Source organism: Vibrio sp. 10N.261.54.A5 (genome assembly GCF_041471145.1).
Lineage (GTDB): Bacteria > Pseudomonadota > Gammaproteobacteria > Enterobacterales > Vibrionaceae > Vibrio > Vibrio crassostreae_C.
This window is the reverse complement of the sequence record NZ_JBFRNU010000017.1, coordinates 36,374-61,361: the sequence shown is the minus strand read 5'-3', so window position 1 is coordinate 61,361 and position 24,988 is coordinate 36,374. Positions and strand designations below refer to the sequence as shown.

The 24,988-nt window shown below is 43.5% G+C and carries 18 protein-coding genes and 1 riboswitch; of the genes, 12 read left to right on the top strand and 6 right to left on the bottom strand.

The genetic code is table 11. The features are described from left to right. Positions 1-87 precede the first annotated feature (87 nt). Positions 88-2,361, bottom strand: a complete 2,274-nt coding sequence (clpA, locus tag AB4329_RS04585) for an ATP-dependent Clp protease ATP-binding subunit ClpA (protein ID WP_017062108.1) — start codon at positions 2,359-2,361, stop codon at positions 88-90. 39 nt (positions 2,362-2,400) lie between these two features. Continuing rightward, positions 2,401-2,721, bottom strand: coding sequence for an ATP-dependent Clp protease adapter ClpS (clpS, locus tag AB4329_RS04580; protein WP_004737430.1), 321 nt, complete (start codon positions 2,719-2,721; stop codon positions 2,401-2,403). Positions 2,722-3,306: 585 nt separating this feature from the next. On the opposite strand from clpS, the gene cspD reads away from it, so the two are divergent. After that, complete coding sequence (cspD, locus tag AB4329_RS04575; RefSeq protein WP_004736548.1) at positions 3,307-3,528, top strand: cold shock domain-containing protein CspD; 222 nt, start codon at positions 3,307-3,309, stop codon at positions 3,526-3,528. A gap of 326 nt (positions 3,529-3,854) precedes the next feature. Here the strand turns inward: cspD and AB4329_RS04570 are convergent, their stop codons facing one another. Further along, entirely contained in the window at positions 3,855-6,080 is a 2,226-nt protein-coding gene (locus tag AB4329_RS04570) for an NADP-dependent isocitrate dehydrogenase (protein ID WP_372137727.1), read from the bottom strand. A 321-nt stretch (positions 6,081-6,401) separates the two neighbouring features. Here AB4329_RS04570 and AB4329_RS04565 point away from each other — a divergent pair, with 321 nt between their 5' ends. Beyond that, a complete protein-coding gene (locus tag AB4329_RS04565; protein WP_372137725.1) occupies positions 6,402-7,130 on the top strand; it encodes a pseudouridine synthase in 729 nt (242 codons plus the stop codon). Between the two features lie 63 nt (positions 7,131-7,193). Here AB4329_RS04565 and AB4329_RS04560 read toward each other — a convergent pair whose 3' ends face one another. Then, the gene (locus AB4329_RS04560; RefSeq protein WP_017062111.1) at positions 7,194-7,901 is read right to left on the bottom strand and encodes a DUF2057 family protein; all 708 of its coding nucleotides are present in this window, start codon (positions 7,899-7,901) and stop codon (positions 7,194-7,196) included. Positions 7,902-7,978: 77 nt separating this feature from the next. Continuing rightward, positions 7,979-8,971: a porin gene (locus tag AB4329_RS04555; RefSeq protein ID WP_372137723.1), complete on the bottom strand. Its 993-nt coding sequence runs from the start codon at positions 8,969-8,971 to the stop codon at positions 7,979-7,981. Positions 8,972-9,484: 513 nt separating this feature from the next. Between AB4329_RS04555 and dinG the strand changes: the two genes are divergently transcribed. The 5 genes from dinG (at position 9,485) to AB4329_RS04530 (ending at position 14,376) form a co-directional block, all read left to right on the top strand. Continuing rightward, a complete protein-coding gene (dinG, locus tag AB4329_RS04550; protein ID WP_136978344.1) occupies positions 9,485-11,560 on the top strand; it encodes an ATP-dependent DNA helicase DinG in 2,076 nt (691 codons plus the stop codon). Between the two features lie 128 nt (positions 11,561-11,688). Then, positions 11,689-12,468, top strand: coding sequence for a TSUP family transporter (locus tag AB4329_RS04545; RefSeq protein WP_017062114.1), 780 nt, complete (start codon positions 11,689-11,691; stop codon positions 12,466-12,468). A 22-nt stretch (positions 12,469-12,490) separates the two neighbouring features. Further along, positions 12,491-13,039, top strand: coding sequence for a primosomal replication protein (locus AB4329_RS04540; RefSeq protein WP_017062115.1), 549 nt, complete (start codon positions 12,491-12,493; stop codon positions 13,037-13,039). Further along, entirely contained in the window at positions 13,029-13,199 is a 171-nt protein-coding gene (rsmS, locus tag AB4329_RS04535) for a pleiotropic regulatory protein RsmS (protein ID WP_017055021.1), read from the top strand. Before AB4329_RS04540 ends, rsmS begins: the two co-directional genes overlap by 11 nt. A gap of 43 nt (positions 13,200-13,242) precedes the next feature. Beyond that, the gene (locus AB4329_RS04530; RefSeq protein WP_372137722.1) at positions 13,243-14,376 is read left to right on the top strand and encodes a JmjC domain-containing protein; all 1,134 of its coding nucleotides are present in this window, start codon (positions 13,243-13,245) and stop codon (positions 14,374-14,376) included. A gap of 112 nt (positions 14,377-14,488) precedes the next feature. On the opposite strand, the gene AB4329_RS04525 is transcribed toward AB4329_RS04530, so the two are convergent. Further along, positions 14,489-16,606: a methyl-accepting chemotaxis protein gene (locus tag AB4329_RS04525; protein ID WP_372137720.1), complete on the bottom strand. Its 2,118-nt coding sequence runs from the start codon at positions 16,604-16,606 to the stop codon at positions 14,489-14,491. Between the two features lie 498 nt (positions 16,607-17,104). Between AB4329_RS04525 and emrD the strand changes: the two genes are divergently transcribed. The 5 genes from emrD (at position 17,105) to AB4329_RS04500 (ending at position 24,885) form a co-directional block, all read left to right on the top strand. Then, positions 17,105-18,310, top strand: coding sequence for a multidrug efflux MFS transporter EmrD (gene emrD / locus AB4329_RS04520; RefSeq protein WP_017065927.1), 1,206 nt, complete (start codon positions 17,105-17,107; stop codon positions 18,308-18,310). 333 nt (positions 18,311-18,643) lie between these two features. Then, positions 18,644-20,734 (top strand): S9 family peptidase, encoded by a 2,091-nt coding sequence (locus AB4329_RS04515; protein WP_372137757.1) that lies wholly within the window; start codon positions 18,644-18,646, stop codon positions 20,732-20,734. Between the two features lie 169 nt (positions 20,735-20,903). Continuing rightward, positions 20,904-21,710 (top strand): exodeoxyribonuclease III, encoded by an 807-nt coding sequence (gene xthA, locus AB4329_RS04510; RefSeq protein ID WP_017070028.1) that lies wholly within the window; start codon positions 20,904-20,906, stop codon positions 21,708-21,710. 156 nt (positions 21,711-21,866) lie between these two features. Beyond that, the gene (locus AB4329_RS04505; protein WP_372137719.1) at positions 21,867-23,552 is read left to right on the top strand and encodes a type I secretion system permease/ATPase; all 1,686 of its coding nucleotides are present in this window, start codon (positions 21,867-21,869) and stop codon (positions 23,550-23,552) included. Continuing rightward, on the top strand, positions 23,545-24,885 hold the full coding sequence (locus AB4329_RS04500) for an HlyD family type I secretion periplasmic adaptor subunit (RefSeq protein WP_372137717.1): 1,341 nt from the start codon (positions 23,545-23,547) through the stop codon (positions 24,883-24,885). Before AB4329_RS04505 ends, AB4329_RS04500 begins: the two co-directional genes overlap by 8 nt. Positions 24,886-24,897: 12 nt before the next feature. Next, a riboswitch (cyclic di-GMP riboswitch) is annotated at positions 24,898-24,981 on the top strand. The last annotated feature ends 7 nt before the right edge of the window (positions 24,982-24,988 follow it).

Sequence of the window (24,988 nt, the reverse complement as noted above, 5' to 3'; positions counted from 1 at the left end):
TCGCATCTCGCATCTCGCAAGCATAAAAAAACGCACAACCTAAGTCATGCGTTTTATATTTAAGCCTTTGATTTATCAATCACTTCGTTAGTGCATGACCTCTTCTTTAGCACCAACATAGATGAAATCCAATTCGTCTTTTTTCAGGGATACTTTAACCGTACCGCCATCAACCAAGCTACCGAACAGTAACTCGTTAGCAAGTGGTTTCTTAAGCTTCTCTTGAATAACACGTCCCATTGGACGAGCACCCATGGTCTTGTCATAGCCTTTATCAGCTAACCAGTGACGAGCATCCTCAGAAACCTCTAAAGACACGCCACGAGCGTCCAGTTGAACCTGAAGCTCGACAATGAACTTATCAACTACTTGGCTAATCACACTTGGGTCAAGGCTGTTGAACCAAATGATATTATCAAGACGGTTACGGAACTCAGGAGTAAATACCTTCTTGATTTCGCCCATCGCATCTGGCGCATGATCTTGTTGGATCAGGCCGATCGATTTCTTCTCGGTTTCAGCCACACCTGCGTTGGTCGTCATCACTAGAATCACATTACGGAAGTCCGCTTTGCGACCATTGTTGTCAGTTAGCGTGCCGTTATCCATTACCTGCAGTAGCAAGTTAAAGATATCTGGGTGAGCTTTCTCGATTTCATCCAGTAACACAACAGAGTGCGGGTTCTTGATTACGGCATCCGTTAGCAAACCACCTTGGTCGTAACCAACATAACCAGGAGGCGCACCAATCAAGCGGCTCACTGAGTGTCGCTCACCGTACTCAGACATATCAAAGCGCAGAAGCTCAATACCCATCAACTTAGACAGCTGAACAGTCACCTCTGTTTTACCGACACCAGTAGGACCAGCAAACAAGAATGAACCAACAGGTTTATTGTCTGCACCCAATCCAGCACGGGTCAGCTTAATCGCTTCACTCAATACATCGATTGCAGGGTCTTGTCCGAATACCAACATTTTCATGCGCTCATCCAGTTTCTGGAGTGTATCTTTGTCTGAAGACGATACTGACTTTTCAGGAATACGCGCCATTTTCGCAACCATTGACTCAATATCAGCCACGCTTACCGTTTTCTTACGACGGCTTGCAGGTGCCAAACGACTACGAGCGCCCGCTTCATCGATTACGTCAATGGCCTTATCAGGAAGGTGGCGTTCATTAATGTATTTAGCTGACAGTTCCACAGCGGCACGCAACGCTTTGTTGGTGTAGCGCACTTCGTGGTGAGCTTCGTATTTTGGCTTCAAGCCAATCAGGATCTTGGTCGTATCGTCTAGCGATGGTTCAATAATATCTATTTTCTGGAAGCGACGAGCTAAAGCACGCTCCTTCTCAAAAATACTGCTGTACTCTTGGTACGTTGTTGAACCTATGCAACGTAATTTGCCACTGCTTAGTAGTGGTTTAATTAAGTTTGCCGCATCAACCTGACCACCCGATGCAGCCCCGGCACCGATAATGGTGTGGATCTCATCGATAAACAGAATCGCGTCTTCTTCTTTCTCCAGTTGCTTAAGAATCGCTTTAAAACGTTTCTCAAAGTCACCACGATATTTGGTTCCGGCTAACAGTGAACCGATATCTAGAGAATAAATTACGCTGCTCTGAATGATTTCAGGCACTTGTCCTTCAACGATGCGCCATGCAAGACCTTCCGCGATGGCAGTTTTACCTACCCCCGCTTCACCCACTAACAGAGGGTTGTTCTTACGACGACGACACAGAACTTGGATAGTGCGTTCTAGCTCTTTGTCACGACCGATTAGTGGGTCAATATTGCCCTGCTTTGCGACTTCGTTAAGGTTAGTAGCAAAATTTTCTAAACGGTCTTCAGAGTTAGCTTCTTCAGCATTTTCTGCACCACCAAATGAATCGGATGATGAAGGACTGTCGCCTTCGTTGCTGGCTTTGGTAATACCGTGTGAGATGAAGTTAACAATATCTAAGCGACTAATGTCGTTTTTCTTAAGAAGATATGCCGCGTGAGATTCTTGCTCACTAAAAATAGCCACAAGTACGTTAGCACCTGTTACTTCGCTGCGACCTGAAGATTGAACATGAAAAACAGCGCGTTGAAGTACTCGTTGAAAGCTCAACGTAGGCTGAGTTTCGCGAGTTTCATCGCTTTCAGGGATAAGTGGGGTCGTTTGATCGATAAAAATATCGAGCTCATTGCGAAGAGCATCGAGATCAGCCTGACAAGCTTGGAGCGCTTCCTTGGCCGCATCATTTTCTAATAATGCTAGTAGGAGGTGTTCAACAGTCATGAATTCATGTCGCTTGTCTCGCGCACGAGCAAATGCGCCATTTAAACTCGTCTCTAATTCTTTATTTAGCATAAGTACCTCCTAAGGGAACAACAGTGTTGTTCGAGCAATTTATACTTGCTCCATTGTACATAGTAGCGGATGCTCATTTTCCTTTGAGTACATCGTGACCTGCGCTACCTTTGTTTCCGCTATTTCAGCACTGTATGTGCCGCATATAGCTTTACCTTCATAATGAACCTTGAGCATCACTTCCGTTGCTTTTTCGATATCTAGTGAGAAGAATCGCTCTAGGATCTCGATTACAAAGTCCATGGGCGTGTAGTCATCGTTATTCAACACAACGTTATACATCGCCGGTGGCTTTACTTTTGTTGCTTCTTTCTCCAGTAAATCTGAGCCTGGAGATGCCCATTCAAAGTTTCTGCTCATATCGCTTTGCTAAGGGTTATTTTTCGGAAGTCGTGAGTGTTTACCTAACTCAAATTTACCACATTCACGCTTTACCGTGTACTAAGAAACTGCACCTAGAAACAGTACCAAAAAATATTCCTCTATACTGAGCCTAATCCACCATTTCCATCGCTGCAAATAAAAGATCTCGATTAACAAGATTAACATATGTGATTGATTAAAAAGACGCCATAACTATTGATACTAACGATAAGATTACCGCTAAGTTACTATTTAGTTAATAGTTTGCGGTTAATCTCGAATGTGATTTGTTATTAAAATTGATCACTTTTATACCAATTTACTATTGACTGTGCTCAATCATTAGCTACATTGGAGCTAAAAGGTTTTTTAATACACTTTTGCAACATGAATTAAAATCAGTAACACGCTTCAAAAATTAACAATAAGGAATAATTACGCAGGGTAGCGTTAATTTCCGTAAGCAATGTACGAGATTCAAGCTATTAGCTGAAATTCTTTAGCTGGTAGGAATGATATCAATCGCACTTACAACAATTGATATAACAACGTTAGTAACAAAATGCATGAGGGATGTATAGCATGGCTACAGGTACAGTAAAATGGTTTAACAATGCCAAAGGGTTTGGCTTTATTTGTCCAGAAGGTGAAGACGGCGATATTTTCGCGCACTACTCCACAATACAAATGGAAGGTTATCGAACCTTAAAGGCTGGTCAGCAGGTCGACTATGAAGTAGAAAGTGGACCTAAAGGCTCGCATGCTAGCTCCGTTGTTCCTGTAGAAGGCAGCGCCGCAAAATAGGCGAATGCAAACTCATGTTAACCTCCATCAGTCGTCATTAACGGCTGACAGGTAAACAGAATATTGAAACCGCTCATTTAATACCTGTAACACAGGATTACGTGAGCGGTTTTTTCGTTTTGGGGGCTCTAAAGTTGCTCACTGGACAATGAGCTCGAAGAGCTACTCCCCTTAAGCTAGGTCTTAAGAAGTATTAGACAGAAAAAAGACGCTTTAACATTATCGTTAAAGCGTCTTTCGTTTTGACTTTATCTATAACTTAGCTATCAGCCTAAGCAACTCGTTAGCAAATCACGTTCATGAGTGACTAACGATGAGTCCAATCACTATGCATCAATAAACGCGTTTAGCGTTGAGCTTGGGCGCATTAGTGTTGAAACCAATACATCGTCAAGTAGGTAGTAACCACCTAAGTCGCCAGCCACACCTTGAGCGTTGTTCAGCTCTGCAACGATCGCTTCTTCACTTTCAGCCAGTTGACTTGCCACACCTGCAAACTCAGCAGCAAGATCAGCGTCAGCCGTTTGCTCAGCAAGCGCCTTAGCCCAGTATGCCGCTAGATAGTAGTGGCTACCACGGTTATCAAGCTCACCTACTCGACGTGAAGGAGACTTGTTGTTATCAAGGAACTCACCCGTCGCTTTATCAAGCGCATCAGCTAGAACTTGTGCTTTAGCGTTACCTGTTACTACGCTCAGGTGCTCTAGAGATGCCGCTAGTGCCAAGAATTCACCTAGAGAATCCCAACGCAGGTGGTTTTCTTTCTCTACTTGTTGAACATGTTTAGGAGCAGAGCCGCCAGCACCTGTTTCAAACAGACCACCACCGTTCATTAGTGGAACAATCGATAGCATTTTAGCTGATGTACCAAGCTCTAAAATCGGGAACAAGTCAGTTAGGTAATCACGTAATACGTTACCAGTAACCGAAATAGTATCTAGGCCTTCTTTGATACGAACCAGTGAGTATTGAGTCGCTTCAAGTGGAGCAAGGATCTTAATTTCAAGACCATCGGTATCGTATTCAGGAAGGTATGCTTCAACTTTCTTGATAAGCTGAGCATCATGTGCGCGTGACGCATCTAGCCAAAATACCGCTGGAACACCCGATGCACGAGCACGCGTTACCGCAAGCTTAACCCAGTCTTGGATTGGTGCATCTTTAACCTGACACATACGGAAGATATCGCCTTCCTCTACGTCTTGCTCAAGAAGCACAGCGCCTGAAGCGTCAACAACTTGAACCTGACCAGCAGCTTCAAGGATGAAAGTCTTATCATGAGAACCGTACTCTTCCGCTTTTTGAGCCATCAAACCAACGTTTGGTACGCTACCCATCGTTGTTGGATCGAACGCGCCGTTCTCTTTACAGAAATCAATAACCGCTTGGTAAATGCTCGCGTAGCTACGATCTGGGATCATTGCTTTGGTATCTTTTTGCTTACCTTCTGGATCCCACATTTGACCAGAAGAACGCAGCATTGCAGGCATAGATGCATCCACAATGATATCGCTTGGTACGTGTAGGTTAGTAATGCCACGGTCCGAATCAACCATCGCTAGTGGTGGCTGAGTCTCGTATACCGCTTGCAGGTCAGCTTCGATTGCTTCTTTCTGCTCTTGAGGAAGCGCATCAATCTTCGCGTAGACATCACCGATGCCGTTATTTACATCAACGCCTAGCTCTTCAAACAGCTGACCGTGCTTAGCAAATACGTCTTTGTAGTAAACCTTAACCGCGTGACCAAAGATCACTGGGTCAGATACTTTCATCATCGTCGCTTTCAAGTGAAGAGAAAGCAGTACACATTGCTCTTTAGCCGATGCGATTTCTTTTTCGAAGAATGCAACCAAAGCGGCCTTATTCATCACTGACGCATCAATGATCTCTTTATCTTGCAGTGCAAAAGCTGGCTTCAATGTTTTCTTCGCACCATCTTTGCCAACGAATTCAATGCTAACTTCTGTAGCACCTTCAATGGTTACTGACTTTTCGCTACCGAAGAAGTCTTTGTCGTCCATACTTGAAACGTGCGACTTAGAATCTGCAGACCAAGCACCCATTGAGTGTGGGTTCTTCTTCGCGTAGTTTTTAACAGAAAGTGGAGCGCGGCGATCCGAGTTACCTTCACGCAATACTGGATTTACTGCACTGCCTTTGATTTTGTCGTAAGTCGCTTTTACTGCTTTCTCTTCGTCAGTGTTTGCTTCTTCTGGGTAATTAGGAAGTGCGTAACCTTTTGACTGTAGCTCTTTGATTGTTGCTTGAAGCTGAGGTACAGATGCAGAGATGTTTGGAAGCTTGATAATGTTTGCTTCTGGTGTCTTAGCCAATTCACCTAGTTCTGCTAATGCATCACCAATACGTTGCTCTTCGTTCAAATAGTCAGGGAAGTTGGCAATAATACGCCCTGCAAGTGAAATGTCGCGAGTATCAACGTTAATACCAGAAGAAGCTGTAAAAGATTGAATGATAGGCAGCAGAGAGTATGTTGCTAGCGCCGGAGCTTCGTCTGTAATGGTATAGATGATCGTTGGTTTTTCAGTAGGCATGAAATTTCCCTATAGTTCTTACAAGCTCATTTAAAGTAGTGAGCGTGTTATAAATTGACCAGTAAGCCACTCTAAGAGTGAAAACTGCTTACTCGATAGTCGTACTCTATCTTATTTTTCATACAATCTTGATGACAGCATGAACCAAATCCGTGAGTGCGTTGTTATAATAAAACACGAAGGTATAATTAAACAAATCAGGCTTAAGAGTCCATCAACTTGTTCTATTTTGTGTCTTTTAGGCGCGCAAATGATAGCTCAATTCCGTTTCAGTGAAAACTTTTCAGCACACTTCGTTTACATTTTTGCAAGGTAGTTAACATGTCTACTCGCTCACGCAGCGCATCTCGTTCAGACAAACCGGCTCGTTCTGGTGCAACATTAAAACAAAGCGGTAATAGACAAAGCCGAAACAGTGATAAGAATAACACTGGCAATTCGCACAACAAATCTCACTCAAGCAAGCACCGATATAAAGGCAAGCCTACCAATGCAAAACCTAAGGTTGCGCTCGAAGATCGCAAAGTAATTCTGTTCAACAAGCCTTTCGATACTCTAAGCCAATTTACAGATGGCGAAGGGAGAAAAACGCTAGCGGACTTTATTCCAGTGAAAGACGTTTATGCTGCAGGTCGCCTTGACCGCGACAGCGAAGGGTTAATGGTCTTGACCAACGATGGTATTTTTCAAGCTAAGCTAACTCAACCAAACTCAAAATCCCCAAAGACTTACTGGGTACAGGTTGAAGGCGCACCTTCTGAGGAAGATTTAGATAAATTGAGAAAAGGTGTCGAACTAAAAGACGGCATGACACTGCCCGCTCAGGTTGAGGTGATGTCTGAACCTGTTGTGTGGGATAGAACCCCTCCAGTACGCTTCAGAGCCGCGATACCGACAACATGGTTGGCTATTACAATCATTGAAGGACGTAACCGCCAAGTAAGACGCATGACAGCCAATATCGGCTTCCCTACCCTACGTCTTATCCGCTATTCAATGGGCAACATGAATGTGGGGCAGCTACAGCCTGGTGAGTGGAAAGAGATTTAACTCATAGCAATATAAAAAAGCAAGATATTTATTATATCTCGCTTTTTTACACATAAAAATTGATTACTCTTGGTCAATCATCCACTTACGGAATACTTTACGGTCTTCTTTTGAAGTGCTCAGATACAAAGCTTTAAGTTGTTTCAAAGACTCCGATTTATCTACAACCTGAGCTGATGTGTTAGCCGTTAAACCTTCAGCGTTTACTAGCGTGTTTTCTTCTAAACTTGTAGCATTAACCTTAACTGCAGGACGAACTTGGTTTTCTACAACTAAATAACTCATGGTTACAGCAGCAGCACCACCAACTTTATTATATTCTGTAGCTTCTTCAGAATAACTTCTATTTAGTTGAACTCCGTCACTAGCTAAAATGTCTTCATTTTTGATTAAGGCTTGTCCTTGCTTGTTTTTAATTTCCCAATTCAAGTTTCCAATGTTTTCTTGAGCAGAACGCAAGTTTTTAAACTCAGGCATAGATAAGGTAAGTTCTTCGTTTTTTGCCTCAAATTTAGCGATAATAACAGAACTGTAGACTTTCCTTTGATTATCTCTTTCATCAAATACTGGTTCATATTGAAAAACGATTTGGTTTTCACCGTCAGGTAAAAGCACTGTCTTATCTGCAGAAAACAACCCTTGTTCAAAGTCAGGAACACTCATGTTTACTGAAAGTAAATTTACATTTTCAGGGACATCCAATATTACTTCGGCATCAACTACTGTAGAAGCAACTAACAGCCCCAAAAAAGAATATTTGAAACTTTGCATTATTGTATCCATCCTTATAAAAAATAGGCAAAAAAAAGCCCAACTCTATGTTGGGCTTTTTCTAACAATATATCAAATTACCAGTAAACACGAGCACCGATACCGAAATTGTTTTCGCCCTCAACAGTCTGAGGCGCTACAACCATATCACTACCTTGAGCGTTGAAACCTAGAGTACTACCGTCTGCATAACCATACTCAGCATAGACACGTGCCCAGCTAGCGTACTTGTATTCAGCACCAACGTAAACAACGTTGCTATCTTCTAATAAATCGTGATCTTGAGACACGAACTCATAACCACCATATACTGTTGTTTTATCAGCAACGCCATACGTAGCAGCTACTGAGAAACCTGTTTGGTCTGCTTTATCAATAGCAGATTCAACAGAAGATGCCGCAACAGTTGCACCAACTGTTAGAACATCTTTAGAGTACTCAACAGTACCTTCGTAGTATGTGTTCTCAAGGCCTGTAAAACCAGAACCAGCTACATCATCAGTTGTTTGACCACCACCAACGTGGATATTTACGTCACCAACAGAAAAACCAACGTAAAGTTCAGCTAGCTCTTGATTAGAATCATCTTCTGCTAATCCGTATCCTGCTTTTACCCAGAAGTTGTCAGAATCGTAAGAGTACTTTACTTGTGAGTCATGAAGAGCACCGTTCAAAGTAGAGTAAAGCAGTGCAGAACCACCAAAGAAGTATGAGTAATCAGCGCCGTATACATCATCTGATGTAGTCCATTGCTTACCAAATTTGATTGTTCCCGCTTGATCGCTGCTAAAGCCAAAAATGTGGTTACGTACATACATGTCGCCACTGTCTTTCAATGCAAATTCTACTTTACCAAGAACTTTAAGATCATCAGATACATTATATTGAGCGTCAACACCAGCACGCGAAGAACCTGAACCTAATTTGGCATCTTGCCCGTCTAGGAACTTAAGCTCTGTACGTAGTTGACCGTAAAAGTCTACTGCGCCGTCTTCTGATTTATAAATTTCCGCTGCGTTTACTGAGCCTGCTGCTGCAACAACTGCAAGTGCTAATAGAGTCTTTTTCATAATAAATCCACTGCCTTTTCTAAGAATGGGAGATCCTTGCCCGGTTCCCTTTTATTTTTATGACTGGTCATTACCACTCTTTGTTGGTTAATCACCGTCACTAAATTTCGAGGTCTAGATTGCAAAAGATTATCCTGCGTGTCAAATAAACTAAAAACAAACCTAAAAAAAACACAAAGCAATCAAAATCAACCACTTACATTTTTTTTCATAGTTTTACGAGCAGCTTATCCTTAGTTTTATCAGGAAATATAATAATCCAAAAAAAGAACAAAACAGCATTTAACACCACAAACAACTTGTAAAAACGCCACATCTCAGGATTTAACACCTACAAGCAAGTCTTTTTTAATATTTATATTTCGCAACATAAATAAAATAGTTAAGTTCCTGATGGTTCAGTTTTTTTTTGTGAACAAGATCTACCTTTGATTCAAAAGCAAGCTATTTCACCGTAAATGTACCGACTAGTGATATGTGCTACTATCCTCGCTCCGTTACGTAGGTCACAGTATGCTAACTACTAAAATTCAAAAATCTATTCGCACCAGTTATCAAAACCTCCAAGATCAGTTGGACAACTTTGTACCTCGACGTGCTCAAAATTACCTTGTTGCAGAAATAGCGAAGACACTTTGTGGTCAATACCACAAAAGTAATCGCATGATTGTTGCAGAAGCGGGAACCGGGATCGGGAAATCACTGGCTTATTTAATGGCAACTATTCCTGTCGCTGTGCTCAATAACCGAAAAATAGTCATATCAACGGCGACGGTTGCGCTACAAGAACAGCTCGTCAATAAAGATCTCCCTCTATATAGAAGACTGACTGATCGAGAGTTTTCTTTCATATTAGCGAAGGGCAGACAGCGTTATTGTTGTTCCGAAAAGCTAGCCGCTGCCTGCGGGGTTGATGGCGGACAAATGGCCATGTTCGAATCTAAGCCAAAGAAGAAGGATATCGACCAACTTCAAACCATGTATCGTAGCCTAACCCAAGGTAAATGGGATGGTGACCGTGATTCGTGGCCAAAACCCATCGACAACATGATTTGGCAGATGATTGTCAGCGATAAGCACAGCTGTAACAACAGTATGCCTACGCATAGAGACTGCCCTTTCCAGAAAGCTCGCTCAGAGCTAGATAAAGCAGACGTGATTATCGCCAATCACAGTTTAGTGATGGCTGATGCAGACTTAGGCGGCGGCGTGATACTGCCTGAACCAGAAAATAGCATCTATATATTCGATGAAGCTCACCATTTACCGCATGTAGCCAGAGATCACTCTTCTGCGGCTGCGAGCTTAAAAGGCGCAGCATCGTGGTTGGAGCGTTTGAATCAATCAATCACTAAGCTTTCAGGCCTCGCTGACGAGAAACGTGTCCATCGATTTCGAAATGAGCTGCAAGACTCAGTGCAACAGCTGATCCCTACCCTGACTCAAATGAGTAAACAGTTTGACGCTAACCACTTTGAAGACGGCTTGTATCGCTTCGAACATGGCGACTTACCTGAGTGGCTTGAGAATGAATCAAAAGACCTCAAGCAACTCACACAAAAGGCGAGCCAAGCAGTTGCGAAGATTGCAGACCTGATTGCGGAACGAGTTAAAGACGGCGAGCTTTCAGCAAAGCTTGCAGAGCCGGCACTGGCAGAAATTGGCTTCTATATACAAAGAACAGAGAACCTTGCTCAAGTTTGGCGCTTAATGGCTGAACCGAAGAGAGAAAAAGGTGCTCCTTTGGCTCGTTGGCTCGAACTTAACAAAGAAAGCGAAGGCGATTTCGTTGTGAATGTTTCGCCACTAGAGGTAGGTTGGCAACTGGATCAACAAATCTGGAGCCGCTGTGTGGGTGCCGTATTAGTATCTGCGACCATGAGGGCGCTCAACTCTTTCAGCTTTTTCTGTCATCAAGCAGGTATCAGCCAAAAAGCAGAAGATGGCGTACAATTTTTGGCTTTGGCATCACCGTTTGATTACCAGAATCAAGCTGAGTTGATCGTTCCGGCAATGAAGTACGAACCACAAGCACCTCAGTTTACCGAATATCTTATTGAAATTTTGCCTAAGGTAATAGAAGACAAAAAAGCCAATCTCGTTCTATTCTCTTCTTACTGGCAAATGAACAAAGTTGCAGAGGCTTTAACAACAGATTTCGTTAAAAAGTCGTGGGCATTGCAGGTTCAAGGCGATACTTCACGAACTGAAATTCTAAAAAAACATAAAAAGCTAATAGACCAAGGTAAAACCAGCGTTCTTTTTGGAACTGGCAGCTTTTCTGAAGGTCTTGATCTACCGGGTGAGCTTCTTGAAAACCTCGTTATTACCAAGATTCCTTTTGGTGTTCCTACCTCTCCCGTAGAGCAAGCACATTCAGAATATATTGAATCACGCGGTGGTAACCCTTTTATGCAGATTACTGTTCCAGATGCGAGTAAAAAGCTTATTCAATCTGTGGGTAGACTACTGCGTAAGGAAAGAGATTCTGGTAAAGTCACGATCCTTGATAGACGCATAGTAACGAAGCGATACGGAAAGTCCCTACTCGATTCACTACCGCCTTTTAAAAGAACAATAAAATACTAATATCCCCTGCCCTTGAGGTAGTTATGGGCCTTCATCGCTAGGCCCTTGCATTCACAACCCAACATGACTAATCCATAGATTTTTCATGTGGCTGCCCTATCAGCCGATAACGAGAACACTAGCTATTTATGGAAATGATTGAGCCAACCATGTTGGTCATACTTGCTCTGGTTGCATTTGCAGCAGGCTTTATTGATGCTGTCGCAGGTGGCGGAGGGATGTTAACCGTTCCAGCTTTACTGTCACTTGGTTTACCGCCACACATCGCATTGGGTACTAACAAGCTTGCAGCGACTTTCGCTTCATCTACAGCTGCATTCACTTACTACCGTAAAAAGCTGTTCAAGCCTGAGTGTTGGGTCAATGCATTCATATCTACTTTAATAGGTGCGACCATCGGCACACTCACTGTTGATGCCATTAGCACCGAGTGGTTAGAGAAGGTATTGCCGTTAGTCATTCTTGCCGCAGCGGTCTATACCATTTTTCATAAGACTCCAGATGTGAGCCATAATGTGTCTCCTAAGCCATGTCCTGTGCTTAAGAGAAAACAAAAGTACCAAGGATTCATTCTTGGCTTTTATGATGGGGTTGCTGGCCCAGGAACTGGCGCGTTTTGGACGGTAAGCTCTATGGCGCTTTATCGCTTAAACATCTTACTTGCCTCTGGTCTATCCAAAGCCATGAACTTTACCAGTAACTTTACCTCTTTGGTGACCTTCGCGATTCTTGGTCATATTGATTGGGTTCTAGGTTTAACCATGGGCCTTTGTTTGATGGCCGGTGCATTTGTTGGCGCTCACTCTGCTATTCGGTTCGGTGCTACATTTATAAGACCTGTGTTTGTTACAGTTGTAAGCGTACTTGCAATTAAACTGGCATACGAAGCTTGGTTTGTGAACTTATAGGCAGTAGCCAACGGGAAGTGAAATGAATCAATTTTCAAAGCTAAAAAGTGTTATTGATACCTTGATTGGCCATTGCTCGCAGGTTGACAAATCTCGAGGGGCTTATCATCAAGCCTTGTTTGACCGAGCCTTATTTAAATGCGGCGCCTCTGTTTTGCTTCCCTATGCACTTGAAACTCAGGCAACGTACCGCACCATTGTACGTGAACAAACCTCAAATCAACTGACCGCGTCCAGAGCCAACTACCTGACAGAAAAGCTGACCAATCAGATTGCAGCAATCCAAAGAGAGTTAGCCAACCACGATTTACGCTTGGACCGAAAAAGCAAGTCAGGGAAAACCCTGAACGACCTATACAACGAACTCGCCCAGCACCAAGACTGGCAAAAGCGATTGGTCGATTTAGTACGAGTACGAAAGTTAACGTTTGATTCTGCGCCTCGCCACAGTAAGAAAAAAGCGGAAGAGGCTTGGCAGTTAGCAAAAGAGCGATTAGAACGCTGTGAAGACTCAATGAAAAATATTGAGAGACTGATTAACTTAGAGAACCCTAAGCGAAATGAACACTGATAACACACCATCACCACTGGATAACGCACCAGAAGAAGTTAAGTTAGCTGTCGACCTGATCTATCTGCTCGAAAGCAACGAAATCGATCCAAAAGTCGCGTTAGAAGCAATCAAAATTGTCCAGCAAGATTTACAAGCCAAACTAGCATCTAGCATCTAGCATCTAGCATCTAGCATCTAGCATAAAAATATACAGGATTCACATGCACCAACTCAGCTTTTCTATGCCCGAGTTTCTTGAAAACTACTGGCATAAAAAACCAACCATCTTAAAGGGTGGCTTCCAAAACTTCGTCGACCCAATTTCGCCGGAAGAACTTGCTGGTTTATCGATGGAAGAAGAAGTGGATTCTCGCTTTGTCTCTAACCTCGACAATCAGTGGACTGCAGAACACGGCCCATTCTCTGAAGAAAAGTTTGGCGAATTAACCGAAACTCATTGGCAACTGATCGTTCAAGCAGCGAACCACTGGCACCAAGGCGCAAATCAGCTGACTGAGGCGTTCCAAGCGTTACCAAACTGGTTATTCGACGATCTCATGATCTGCTACTCAGCACCTGAAGGCGGCGTAGGCCCACATATTGATCAATACGATGTCTTCATCATTCAAGGTCAAGGCAAACGTCAATGGAAGGTTGGCGCTAAAGATGTTGGCCAATACAAAGAGACTGTTCAAGCGTCTGCACTTCGTCAAATTGAAGGTTTTGACCCAATCATTGATGAAACTTTAGAGCCGGGCGATATCCTTTATATCCCACCAGGTTTCCCACATGAAGGGAGCACGTTAGAGCCGTCAATGAGCTACTCTATTGGCTACCGCTCGCCTAAAGAACAAGAACTGATCAGCAACTTTGCCGATTTTGTGCTTGCTCATGATATGGGTGACGTACACCTGCACGATCCAGAATTCAAAATGCAAGAAGGCTACGGAAAAATTCGTTCATCGGATTTAAGCAATCTCACAGACATGTTGAAATCTGCACTAGAGCAACCTGAAACCATCAGTGAATTCATGGGTTGTCTGCTAAGCCAATCACGCCACCAGCTTGATATCGTTGCTCCAGAGCCACTATGGACTCAAGAAGAGATCGCTCAACACTTAGAGTCTGAAGGTGAGATTCACCGAGTATCAGGCTTAAAGGCGCTCTACCACGAAAATGAAAGCAACACTGCTTACATCAATGGCGAAGTGGTTAAGGTTGATGAAGCGGATTCTTCGTTACTCAACATACTTTGCGATGAGACCATGATTACCTCGGCTACTGCCCTATCTCCTTCGGGTATAACTGTCGTGACTGAATTGGTCAACAAAGGCTACTGGTTTATCGAAGAGTAAGCAGCGTCAACCGCTGGTTATTGCATAGCCTCTAAATAAACAATTAAAAAAGGGACAAATGAAATCTTCATTTGTCCCTTTTTCTATTCAAGAACTGGTTAAGGCTTAATGCTTATACCTTGAACTGATTGACCAACTTCTGTTGTTGTTGAGACAGTTGGTCAATTTCATTGCCGACTTGCTCAGAAGCCGCGGCTTGCTCCAAGATCTTCGCACTCAAATCGCGAATATTAACCACGCTTTGATTTACTTCACCGGAAACCGATTGTTGCTCTTCGGCTGCTCGAACGATCTGACTGTTCATATCACTGATCGCCTCAATAGAAGTAAAGATCGACCCCAGATCTTCAACTGCTTTCTGAACGTGTAGTGCTGTATCGTTAGCTAGGATATTGCCTTCTTGTATTGCTTCAACGACATCTTGAGTTCCAGCATGAACCTTGTCGATCACCGCTCTGATCTCACCAACCGATGACTGGGTGCGACTTGCGAGGTTTCTTACCTCATCCGCAACAACAGCAAAACCTCGACCTTGTTCGCCAGCACGAGCCGCTTCAATCGCCGCGTTCAATGCCAGTAAGTTAGTTTGCTCAGAGATCCCTTCAATCACACTTAAGATCTCGGTGATGTTTCCGTTATTTTTTGCCAATTCTTCAACAATAGGAACAGCACTCGACATACGCTCCACCAGCTTTCTCATTTCACCTGCTGAAAGTTCGATGACTTGTTGCCCTTGTTGAGCAGAACGATTCGCTTCGCACGCTGCATCAACGGCCACTTCTGCATTTTGTACCACTAAGCCCGCAGTTTGAGTCATCTCTTCGGCCGCTGTCGCGACTAGATCCACTTCTTTAAATTGAGACTCGCTGCTTTCACGAGTACTTGATGCTGATGCTTTCGCTTGGCTGGTAGTATTTGCCACTTGTTCTGTGGTGTGAATGACTTCTTTGATTGTGTGTTGCAGCTTATCTAGGAACAGGTTAAATCCTTTTGACAACTGACCGATTTCATCTTGAGACTTCACTTCCAAGCGCTGCGTCAAATCACCTTCACCTGAAGCGATGTCATTCAACCTTTCCACAACCTGACGAATCGGCTTCACAATAGACAACGAGGCAAACGCGATAATGGCTAAGCCAAAGATAATAAACACTGTACCGGCGATCACTTCTGTTTTGATGCCTTCACTTAGCTTAGTGCTAATGATGGAATCCAATTTATTTGCGTCAGCGACGACACTGTCTCTTGGGATCTCAAACAACACCCCCCAAGTTTGGTTAGCTGCAACAACAGGTGCAAAGGCAAGTAACCACTCACCGTTCTCGCTCCATTGCGTTGTCACTTCACCACCAAAGATAAAGTCGGTCATTAAATCACTGTTTGTATTGCCACTTTGGAAAGTTGAACCGACTGCAATGCTTGAATCATCAGAAGCGATGACCGAACCATCTAGACTAACCACGTAAGCTTTACCCGCACCGTTAAACAAGCTCTGGTCAGATTGAGTAATCACACTCGTTAAACCATCAAGTCTTAGATCAATACCAAGAAAACCAATAGCAACGTCGTCAACCAAAATAGGGACTGAAATAGAGGACGTAAGTAGTGCTACACCACCGCTGTTCACGACTCTCGGCGTACTAATACACGTTTGCCCTGAAGACAAAGGACAGTAAAAACGTTCGCTATTGCTGTCATCATTCAAGATAGATTCTGAAAGAACGTTCGCTAGAACATTTTCACCGTTATCTGCCACCTTCCAGTAAGGAGCAAAACGACCTTTTTCGTTAGAACCAACATAATCAGCATCGACATAATTCGTATCTTCACTATCGAGCAAGTCAGGCTTGAAAACTAGATACGCTCCTTGAATAGAGTCGAAGTTTAAAACCGAGCGACGAACCATTTCATCCAAGGCGGTACGAAGCTCTTCACTTGGTGTAAAGTTTTCGTCTGCATTGTTTTTTAGAAACTGAGCACTGGCCGCAAGCATCTCTGCGCGGTAAATAGCTTCGTCTACATAACGTTGAGTTTCTTGAGCGTTTAGCTGAGAAACAGACGCCAGCAGCTGCTGAGTTTTATTGATAACTGATTCTGAACTTTGAGATTTGATGACTTGTTGATTGCTCGTTGCGTTGTAGATCGAGAAACCAATAAGAGACAGTGACGTAATGATTAAACAACAACCTGCTAAGAGGGTTATTTTCCACTGTACCGATAGAGAGCGCATTTAATATCCTTATTTAAGCCAAAAGACTTCCATAACCATAACTATCACATCGACAACGAATTGCTGTACAAAATGTAAACAAGTTAGACGAATAGCTTAGCGGATAATTACAGCACAAATTGCTTACATATAAAACGAAAGTTTATACAAATGTTAATAGCGCGTGTTTTCTTCCTTTTTCTGTGATTTAAAATGATGTACTCATATAATCATTGGCTGTGTTGCTTAGGTTTTAGCGCTTTGGACATAGCCAGAACATAGATATTTAAAGGAAGCCCACTCCACCCTCTCCCTCTTTAAAATGCAGCAATTTCGAATTAGTTTTTATAATCCAAGTCATAGATTTTTATCTTACTCAACTTCACACTTTTTGATTGCTAAGCCCGCAATCAAGCTCTAATATCTCGCGCCTAGATTCCCTGAACACTTTATTCATTTGGCTCTCCTTTAATGGAGCGCTAAGGCTTTTTACGTCTTAATTTTTGGAGAGATACGCAAATGTCCGCCTCGTTTCCATTAGCGAAACTTACCTTTTTAATCGCTATTCTGACTGCCGTAGGTCAAATGACTCAAACGATGTACGTGCCTTCTATCGGTCATATGGCAGGTGAGTTCTTAGTTTCGGCATCTTCGCTGCAGGCAGTGATGGCGTGTTACTTGATCCCTTATGGTCTGTCGCAATTTGTTTACGGCCCACTTTCAGATCGCCTAGGTCGTAAACCGATCATCGTGATTGGTTTGATCATCTACATCATCGGTACTTTGGTAGCATTGTTCGCTCACGAATATGAATGGTTCTTAGCGGGCAGCTTTATCCAAGGTTTGGGCATCGGTTGTGGTGGTGCGATGTCTCGTACATTGACTCGCGACTGTTTTGAAGGCGCAGAGCTGCACCGTGCAAACAGCTTGATTAGCATGTGTGTGATTTTCTCACCATTGATGGCTCCTGTACTGGGTGGTTACCTAACAGAAGTTTTCGGCTGGCGTTCTAGCTACTTATTCCTTGCGCTGTTTGGTATTGCTGTTGTGATCACTATGATGACGAGCATGATGGAAACACTGCCGAAAGAACGACGCAAGCATGAATCGGTTGCCAACAGCTACAAGTTCGTTCTGTCTGATAAACGTTTCCAAGGTTTCTTATTGGTATTAGTCGCAACCTTTGCTGGTGTAGCCGTATTTGAAGCAGCGGCAGGTGTGTTGCTTGGTGGCGTACTTGGCTTACCGGCAACCACAGTAAGCTTGCTGTTTGTCTTGCCTATTCCAGGTTACTTAGTCGGTGCAGGCTTATCTAGTTACATCGCACAACGTCGCTCTGAGCGCCGTGCATTGAATGTTGGTCTGGTTGCGATATTGGTAGGCTCAACAGTGGTATTGATACCGGGTCTGTTTGGTCAAACAACAGCATTAACTTTGATTGGCGGTGCCACAATTTACTTCTTGGGCGCTGGCATATTATTCCCAGCAGCAACAACAGGGGCACTTTCGCCATTCCCGTACCACGCTGGTACTGGAGGTGCGATTTTAGGTGGTATGCAAAACCTAGGTGCTGGCATCGCAACACTATTGGCATCGTTCTTCCCAGCTCAAGACCAACTGCCACTCGGTTGCCTGATGATTGCTATGTCATTCATCGCTATGCTTGGTTTACGTTGGGTTAATCGTAAACCTGACCACTCAAACGAAATGCCATTGGCTATTTAACGTAAAACTCGAATCTTGCTAAACAAAGGAAAGGGACATACTGAAAAGTGTGTCCCTTTTTGTTGCACATTTATTCCTTCCACTCTCACGTATCAGTAATTTCATTTAACATTACTTTGATTTTTTGAAAACAATAACAGACACTTACGATGAAGGTGCATATCCAGAATCCAATTATAAATAATATCACTGGAAGATACCCAACCAACAAAGGATGCTGGCATCAAAAAGAGTAAGGTGCACACTAAGGATATATAGATGCGTATCGCTTTAACCACATTAGCCGTATCAATAGCGCTTTTCGCCGGATGCAGCAATCAAGGAATCTCAACCATGAACCACTACTCTCAATCACAACTCGTCGCTCAACAAACCCAAGCACCCGTTGCTAAGAAAGTCCCTCACGCAATGACGATTCATGGTGAAACCCGAATCGATGATTACTACTGGATGCGCGATGATGCACGCCAAGATCCAGAGATTTTGCAACAGCTTGAGCAAGAGAATCAGTACGCAGATACAGTGTTAAAACATACAGAAGCAGCACAAAAACAATTATTTCAAGAGATCAAAGGCCGAATCGCAAAAGACGACAATTCGGTACCGGTTCGCAAAGGCAGTTACTACTACTCGAATAAGGTCACAGGCGACAACGAATACCCAGTTCACCTGCGTGAAAAAAACTTTTTAGGCACAGACAAGCAAGTCATCTTAGATGTTAACGAGCTAGCAAAAGAGCATGAATTCTTCACTATTGGTGGCTTAACGATCAGCCCAGACGAAAACTTGTTGGCCTATGGCGAAGATACGCTGAGCCGACGAATTTACACCATCAAGATCAAAGACCTCACAACAGGTGAATACCTAAAAGATGAAATTGAAGGCGCTTCAAGTGCAATCGCGTGGCAAAACGACAACCAAGCCTTCTACTACATCAAAAAAGATCCACAAACATTGCTGGGTTATCAAGTTTACCGCCACGTTTTAGGCAGCGCTCAAGCAAGCGATCAGTTAATCTACGAAGAAGCCGATAGCGCTTACTACACCTCTTTGAGTAAAAGCAAAGATGGAGAACAGGTCTACATTTGGCATTCGAGCACAGAAACCAGCGGTGTCTCAGTCATCGATGCCAACAACCCAAAGGCTACAGCTGAGGCTTTCTACCCAAAAGAGACCGGCATAGAGTACAGCATCGCTAAGCTAGGTGATTGGTATTACATCTACACCAACTACCAAGCGGTCAACTTCCGTTTAATGAAAGTCACAACCGAAGAGATGCATGATCGCTCAAAATGGGTCGATGTCATCCCAGCAGACGATAATACTCAGCTTGTAGATTTCGAGTTGTTTGATGACCATCTTGTCTACGAGCAACGCGCGGATGGCTTGTCTACAGTGAAAGTTCGCCAACTCTCAACAGGCCACGAGTTTCCACTTGAATTTAACGACACCGCATTTGCCGCTTACCTAACGAGTAACTATGAATTAGATAACGCAAAAGTTCGTATCTATTACAGCAGCTTAACCACGCCAGGTACTTACTATGATTTCGACCTAAGTACAGGTGAATCCGAGCTCATGAAGAAAACACCCGTATTAGGTGATTTCGAAGCGGATAACTACCAATCAGAGCGAATCATGATTACGGCTCGCGATGGTAAGCAAGTTCCTGTCTCTTTGGTTTATCGTAAAGACTTATTTAAGAAAGACGGCACTAACCCAATCTACCAATACGGCTATGGGTCTTACGGCTCTACGATTGAACCTACCTTCAGCTCAACTCGCCTAAGCCTACTGGATAGAGGTTTTGTTTATGCCATCGCACATGTCCGCGGTTCAGAAATGCTTGGTCGCCCTTGGTATGAAGATGGCAAAAAACTGACCAAACAAAACACGTTCAACGACTTTATTGATGTAACCAAAGAGCTTGTTGAAGAAGGCTACGGCGCGAAAGATAAAGTGTTCGCCGTTGGGGGGTCTGCTGGCGGTCTATTGATGGGAGCAATCATCAACCAAGCACCAGAACTGTACCGTGGTATTGGTGCACATGTTCCGTTTGTAGACATTGTGACAACCATGCTCGATGAATCGATCCCTCTAACCACCAATGAGTATGACGAATGGGGTAACCCGAACGATAAAGCCTACTACGATTACATGCTGGGGTACTCACCGTACGACAACATTAAGGTACAAAACTACCCGAACATGTTGGTAACGACAGGCCTGCATGACTCACAGGTGCAGTACTTTGAGCCAATGAAATGGGTTGCGAAGCTGCGTGAAATGAAAACAGACAACAACGTATTGCTGTTCAAAACCGATATGGAAGCCGGTCACGGTGGCGCTTCTGGCCGATTTAAACGATTAAAAGAAGACGCACTTGAATACGCGTTCTTTTTGGATTTACTTAAGACTCAATAGATTCTACGTAACTGTAAGTATTCACATCATTTAATGTCGCTATTTTGTCTCTACAAAGTGGCGACAGAAATTATTAAGCATGGTTAAATACGATGAACCATGAAATCCACCAAATCAAAAACCTTTAAAAACAAGCAGTGACAAAGGTTTACGAGAGGTATAAAAACAAATGAAAGTAATTAGCTTCAACATCAACGGTCTTAGAGCCCGCCTTCACCAACTGCAAGCTATTATCGACAAACACCAACCCGACGTGATTGGTCTGCAAGAGATAAAAGTGCACGATGAAGCCTTCCCAATTGCTGATGTTGAAGCAATGGGCTATAAGGTTTACTTCCACGGTCAAAAAGCCCACTACGGTGTGGCAATGTTGTGTAAGCAAGAGCCTATTTCTGTGCAGAAGGGTTTCCCAACAGATAATGAAGACCATCAAAAACGCATGATCATGGCGACGTTTGAAGATGAAGATGGTGAAAAGGTTACCGTGCTAAATGGCTACTTCCCTCAAGGGGATAACATCAAGCATGAAACAAAATACCCGTACAAACGCCAGTTCTATAAAGACTTAATGACTTACTTAAACGATTATCACAACAAAGATGAGCAAGTGATTGTGATGGGCGACATTAATATCAGCCCTATCGACGCAGACATCGGCATTGGTGAACCTAATGCGAAACGTTGGTTAAAAACTGGTAAATGTTCTTTCCAACCAGAAGAGCGCGAATGGTTGAAAACATTGATGGATTGGGGCTTTGTAGACAGCTTCCGCTTGCTGCACCCTGAAGTGAATGATCAATACTCGTGGTTTGATTACCGCTCAAAAGGCTTCGTAGACAACCGCGGCCTGCGTATTGATGTAGTCCTAGCGACTCAAAAGCTTGCCGATAAGTGTACTGAAGCTGGCATCGATTACGAGCTACGCGGCATTGAAAAACCGTCAGATCACGCTCCGATTTGGTCGACGTTTAAATAAAATCCAAATTAAATTTCAAATCAAAAATGCACAAGCTTTTGTTTAGCTTGTGCATTTTTTTTACTTAGCTCAAATCCACTCAAAAAGCTTGAGATAGTTCACATTCTCGCCACTGCCCATCTATACTATTTGGACAACCAATGGAGAGAGTTTTGTATGGACGCAAAGCCTTGGGCCGGTATAAATCCAATTAATCTGCGTAGTTTACTTCCGATGATGGTGGTCAGCGGAGCGATCAGCGTATTGATGTTAGTCGTTCCCTTATTCAGCCTTCAAGTGTTTGATCGAGTCCTCTCAAGTCAAAGTTTAGATACGCTTCTATTCTTGGCTTTCATTGCTGTGTTCCTACTTACAGCCCAAGCGTTCCTTGACGCGTCTAGAGCCAAGTATGCACAAAAGAAAGCGATCAAATTTGAATTTATCGCGTCTCAGCAGCTATTTGAACAAACCTCCTTCTCATCGAAATCAAAAGAAAAACATCTGTTCAACGATATAAGTGAGGTAAAGAGCCTACTCTCTTCTCCAGCCTACTTTGTCATGTTTGATCTGCCATTCACTCCCCTTTTTCTTATTATTATGTTTGCGATTCATCCATATATAGGATTAGTCGGTGTGGGTGCCGTTGTTTTTATTCTCATGACAACATTGCTTTCTCATTGGGTTAAATCTAAGCACTTTAAAACCACTTACTTAAGCCAGCTCGCAACACAAAGAAAAAACGACGAGTGCTTTCAAAAACACGCCACGATCTTTAGCCAACATCAACAACAAGGTTTAAGTCAGACCTACCAAGAAATATTGGCGGAGAAGAGCTGGTCTCGAAGCCATTTAGATCAAGCCACCTGTTCACTGAGTGCATTTTCTCGTTACATACGTATGGTCCTTCAACTCATCATCATGGCTGTCGGAGCAAGTCTAGTCATTCAAAATGCCATGTCTGCTGGTGGAATGATTGCGGGTTCAATCCTAATGGCGAGAGCACTCCAGCCAATTGAGATGCTCTCTAGTGGTATTCAAGCATGGAAAACTGGTTTGGATGCAAACAAACGCTTAGCTAAGGAATTTGCTTCTCATACTAAACATACCGAGCGAACCGAGTTGGAAACAATTAAAGGTGATCTGGTCATCGACAACGTCACATGGTTCGCGTCTGAAAAACTTAACAAGCCGACTCTTAATGGTTTGAAGCTAAGACTGGAATCAGGAAATCGAGTCGCATTGATAGGCCCTAGCGGGTCAGGTAAGTCTTCCATCTGCAAAATGATCACTAACGGCATATCGCCCTCAAAAGGTGGCATTTCTATCGATGGACTCAATGTTGAGTTGTGGAATCTGAATCAGTTCAAACACACCGTCGGTTATGTTCCTCAGCACATCGACTTTTTACATGGCACTGTCAAACAAAATATCGCCCGATTTGATTCCAACGTTACGGATAGCCAAATCGTCAGATCCGCTATTCAAGCCGGTGTGCATGATGCTGTTGTCGCCTTACCGAATGGATATGAAACGATTATCGGTTCTTTTGGTCATCAGTTATCTGGTGGACAAGCCCAGAAACTTGCCATCGCAAGAGCATTGGTTTTCTCACCTAAGCTACTCGTGCTTGATGAGCCTGATTCCCATCTCGACAAAGAAGGCGAAGAGTTTCTTGTTTCGCTATTACAATTGGCGAAAGAGAAATCCATTTCTGTCGTGATGGTAACGCATAACCCAAGCTTACTCAGACATGTCGATTGGGTTGTTGAATTGAAAAACGGCCAGATAACGCAAGCAGGCGAAGCGAGTAAAGTGGTTCGGTCGCTCTTCAATGTCGCTTCTCCGGAGGTGTCGAATGGCTAGTATTCATCATGACGACAAAGGTATTCACTTCGACGATGGTAGAAAACTGATCTTTTCTACATTCAAAATACAGGTGTTCATCTGGTTAGTTCTTGTGACTACTCTAGGAGGCTTTGCCGCTTGGGCATACCTAGCCCCGCTTTCTTCTGCTGCCATCGCGCCTGGCGTGATTATCGTAGAATCAAAGCGAAAACCCATTCAACATTTAGAGGGCGGGATTGTAGAAATCGTCCATGTTTCTGACGGCGATCATGTTCAAAAAGGCGAACTGCTCATCACGTTAAGTCACACACAAGCTCAAGCATCGCTTCTAAGGCTAAGAGCTCAGTGGCAAAGTGATTTAGCGCGGCTGAACCGCTTACAATCAGAGTTAGCGAGCCATCAAGAAATTAAATTTGATATGAGATTACTCTCCCTCATGAGCGACCCAAACGTATCAAGCTTACTTGATACGCAGAGTAAGCTTTTCAGCAAAAGACAATCGTTAAAATCAGGTGAATCCGATGTGTTACAGCAAAAAGTCGAGCAATCAAAACTTGATCTGCAAGGCTTCCAACAACGATTCTTAGCCGGAAACCGAAGCCTGAAGTATTTAGAAGAACAGGTACAAATGCACCAAGATTTGCTTGTTTCCGGTAACACATCCAAATCTCGGTTATTGGATTTACAGCGAGAACGCTCTCAATTACAAGGTAACGTTGCTGACCTCAAAGCTAGGATTGGCCACGCCAAACGCACCATCGCCGAAGCGAAATTAGAGCTGATTAACGCCGATTATACTTACGCCAAAACGCTCGGCGAAGAGATACAAGATTTAGAAAGAAAGCTGAATGAAACCAGAGAGGCTATGGTCAATGCTCAAGATATTCTTACCCGGGTTGAAATAAGAGCACCTCAAAGTGGTGTGGTGGTTGGACTTAATGTGGTCTCCGAAAATGCCATCGTTCCACCCGGTGAAACCTTGATGGAATTGGTTCCGCAAAATGACGAGTTGATTGTAGAAGCGTTAGTGAAGCCAGAAGACATCGAAGCCTTACGAATTGGCTTGGATACCCAAGTAAGACTGACTGCATACAGTTTCCGTAAAACACCACCGATTCGTGGAAAATTAGTCCATATTTCAGCTGACCGCATTAGCGATCAAGCTACAGGATCTTCTGCTTACTTAGCGAGAGTATCGTTAGATAAGTCTGAGCTAGAAGCATTAGAAAACATCTCATTGTATCCGGGCATGCCCGCAGAAGTGATGATATTACTTGAGCAACAAACACCGCTCGAGTATCTACTCAACCCACTCTCTGTGAGCGCCTATAAGGCAATGAGAGAAATTTAACCAAGCGCACAAAGAAGATAAAGCCAAACTCATCGTGAGGTGAGGACGGAAAGCTCCAGATCTCAGGGATGAAGCCGAGATGGCTGGGCTGCCTCTATGTATC